This window comes from Fusicatenibacter sp. (assembly GCF_050872605.1).
In the GTDB taxonomy this organism is placed as follows: domain Bacteria; phylum Bacillota; class Clostridia; order Lachnospirales; family Lachnospiraceae; genus Fusicatenibacter.
In genome coordinates, this window is the sequence record NZ_JBNMHD010000081.1 from 1 (window position 1) to 3,016 (window position 3,016).

5 protein-coding genes and 1 pseudogene are annotated in these 3,016 nt (G+C 53.5%); all 6 read left to right on the forward strand.

Going from position 1 to position 3,016, the window contains the following annotated elements:
* On the forward strand, positions 1-501 hold a 501-nt coding region (locus tag ACY2VT_RS14210; protein WP_461880333.1), incomplete at its 5' end, for a DNA adenine methylase.
* Positions 491-922: a hypothetical protein gene (locus ACY2VT_RS14215; RefSeq protein ID WP_461880334.1), complete on the forward strand. Its 432-nt coding sequence runs from the start codon at positions 491-493 to the stop codon at positions 920-922. The genes ACY2VT_RS14210 and ACY2VT_RS14215, both read left to right, overlap by 11 nt.
* Positions 923-944: 22 nt before the next feature.
* A complete protein-coding gene (locus ACY2VT_RS14220) occupies positions 945-1,289 on the forward strand; it encodes a hypothetical protein (protein ID WP_461880335.1) in 345 nt (114 codons plus the stop codon).
* Between the two features lie 18 nt (positions 1,290-1,307).
* Positions 1,308-2,138, forward strand: a complete 831-nt coding sequence (locus tag ACY2VT_RS14225; protein ID WP_461880336.1) for a hypothetical protein — start codon at positions 1,308-1,310, stop codon at positions 2,136-2,138.
* A 14-nt stretch (positions 2,139-2,152) separates the two neighbouring features.
* Positions 2,153-2,428 (forward strand): SpoVG family protein, encoded by a 276-nt coding sequence (locus ACY2VT_RS14230; RefSeq protein ID WP_461880337.1) that lies wholly within the window; start codon positions 2,153-2,155, stop codon positions 2,426-2,428.
* Between the two features lie 110 nt (positions 2,429-2,538).
* A pseudogene (locus ACY2VT_RS14235) lies at positions 2,539-3,016 on the forward strand (hypothetical protein); the annotation flags it as partial.

Genomic DNA, 3,016 nt, shown 5'->3' on the forward strand with positions numbered 1-3,016 from the left:
CTGACGAACTTCCTATATCTTTTTGACGACGCCTCCAAGCGCTTGCAGGATGTAGTCATCGAGAACAAGGACTGTCTGGACATCATCCGCGAACGTGACGGGCCGGACAGCCTTATTTACTGTGACCCGCCCTACTTTGATGCTGAGAGTTTATACGCCGTCGACTTTCCGAAGGAAAAGCACGAAGAACTGCACCACATTCTCTCGCAATGCAAGGGATACATCGTCGTGTCGTACAACGACTGCCCGTTCATCCGCAGTCTGTACGGCGATTTTTATATCCTTGCGTTCCGACGCAATAACCCTCTCTCGCAGAAAGCCGGTGCAACCTACGGCGAACTCATTATCACGAACTACGACCCGCGCCCGTACATCCAGCCGCAGTTCAGCATGTTCCCGGCGGAGATCGAAAACGGCGATCTTGTGCTGGTGCATGAACCGACCTGCGGTTCGCTGCGGGAGATCAATCTTGCCAGGAGGGAAAAAGAACTTGGACATTAAGAAAACCGGTCACACATGTGAAACGTCGCCGGAGGCATGCGCACAACCCTATTTGCTGCCGGACACGACGCTGGCACTGTTCTGGATGGAACGCGGCGCCGCCATTTTATCATCCGCACAGATGACAGCGGAGGATCTGGTCTTTGCGGTCAGGGAGCTTGGCGAAGCGCAGGCGGCCTATCTGCAAAAGCTGATCGAGGTCTGCGGCGCGTGCGATGCGCTCTGCGAATGCCGGGCAGCGCGGGTAGAAGAAACAGACGCACTGCGGCGCTTGCCGCCAAAGCTGCTGCGGGAGCTGTGGGAAAAGGGCGTTTGCATCCGAAATCTCGGCAGAGCGCTTGCAAGCGGGGCATTTTTGTATGACGCCCGCAATATCAGGAAAAGAGGTACCGAACATGAAACTCATGGAGAAACTCAATAGAAAAACACTGCTTGAAAAGGTCATGAAGACCAGACCACCAGCAACCTCCCTGTGGCAGAAGCGGGAATCCATTCTTCTGTTTACCGGCACGGGCGCGACCGTCCTGCTGGCTTCTCACATGTCTGTGGAGGACATTTTGTTTACCATCCGGGATCTTGCGGATGTTCAGCAGGTGTTGGTTGATCAGCTCCGCGAACAGTGCGGATGCTGTGATAAGGAAGGCGAAAAGGACAAACCTTTGCAGCGTGTGGAGGAGGAAGCACTGCAGCGTGAGCCGCAGGACATCGTGGAATATCTGCAGGAGCAGGGCGTCTGCCTGCGGCAGCTTGCCAGAAAACTGGAACAGAATGAAACGCTCTTCCTGTGATCATGGAGGTATTAGCCGATGGCGTATGTAAAAGCACCCATTCCATCCGAGGTCTACCACCTGACAAAGAAAGCGAATCTGGAAAGCATTCTGGATGACGGCGCAATCCGGCGCTTTGATGATACGGAATGCTGGTTCTGTGAAAGCCTTGCAAAAATGAAAGCATACATGGAGCAAACAGTTCTTTGCGAAGGCAAGCCGTATTACGGCGCTGGCGGTCAGCTCTGCCGTTATCCGAAATTCGAGCCGGATGAGCACATCATCCTGAAGCTGACACCGTGCCGCCGCGAAGGAAACTGGTACCGCTGGAATCAGGAGATCCCATTGAACAGCCCTCCGGAGCTGGTGCAGGTCGCAGCGGAGTTTTCCAAGCTGAAGATCGGTTTCCGCGGGGATCTGCCGTTCCGAAACGCGGAGGCAATCGATGTCGCTGAATTTCTGCATGGCAGCATTGTTTGCCGAAACGTGCAGACCACATCCGAGCTTTGGAAACGGCTTTTGGAGAAAGTTGAACAGAACTGGCAGACATATCAGAGAAATCTGTATGACCGAAGCCCCGGCGTGCTGATTGGCATAGCAGATGAGATTGCAGCAACCGCAACTTGCTATTCGGAATTTCTGTGCAGCGGCAGTGATCTTTCCCGCAGGGATCTTTCATATCTGCTGCAATTTGAAAATCCATTGGATGTGCTGCGAGATCGCTGGGTACTGGATCAGAGCACGGAACAGGGAACACGGTTTCTCGGTATGTTGGAGAGCTTGCGCAGCGAAGGTCATGCCGAGCAGGATTATCCGCTGGATGAAGCGTATGCGCAAACCCAGAAAAATGAAATGACAATGCAGCTATAGGAGGAATCAACCATATGGACTTTTCTAACATGGAAGTTACAATCGACCACATTGCCGACGCGGGCGCGAAGATCAAAGCCTACGCAACCATCACCTTTGACGGGATGTTCAAGGTACACGGCGTTCGGCTGGCAGAATCCAAGCAGGGGCTGAACATCTTCATGCCGCAGAAAGCATTCAGCAAGAACGGAAAGACACTGTACACAGACGTTTTCCACCCCATCACGTCCGGAGCGCGCGCAGCGCTCAAGGAAGCAGTCATCGACGCTTACAGAAAAGCGACGAAATAAAAAGCAGGAGGAAACAATGAAATATCGTACACATTGTCTGCGTCCGCCCTGAAGGTGGGCGCTTTTTCATGGGCAGACAACTTCGCCCAGCAGGAAGGAGGCTTGACCTCATGACCAAACATCCATCATACCGGGCGCGCGACCAGCCGGAGAGCGGTTCCGCGTCCCAACACAGAAAGGACAAAATTATGCACAAATTTGAAAAACGGGACGCAAAGTCCAGAACCCTCGTCATCCTCGCCGTTGTCGGCCTTGCCGCTGCGCTCACGCTCGGCATTTTTACTGCTGTTCGTTTGATCCGCAAGCCTGCACAGACCAAGGACGATCCCAAGACGGGCATCGTTTATGACGATGCAGCCATCGAGGGCGGCTGGGACAACCTCAGTCCGGAAGAAATTGCGGAACGCCTGAATCAGAAAGTTGAGGAAGGCATGATCAACATCAGCATGAACACCGCGCCCTATTTTGAAAACAGCACGGCGGAGGGCAATGTCATGATCGTAAACGAATCGATCAACAACTATCCCCAGCAGGTCGAGTTCATCCGCAACGATACCGGCGAACATATCTACCAGAGCAAAGCGATCC

What these genes read in the sequence shown, in the direction of transcription:
- ACY2VT_RS14220 (WP_461880335.1), top strand. Translation starts at nt 945, where the DNA reads ATGAAGACCAGACCACCAGCAACCTCCCTGTGGCAGAAGCGGGAATCC.
- ACY2VT_RS14225 (WP_461880336.1), top strand. Translation starts at nt 1,308, where the DNA reads ATGGCGTATGTAAAAGCACCCATTCCATCCGAGGTCTACCACCTGACA.
- ACY2VT_RS14230 (WP_461880337.1), top strand. Translation starts at nt 2,153, where the DNA reads ATGGACTTTTCTAACATGGAAGTTACAATCGACCACATTGCCGACGCG.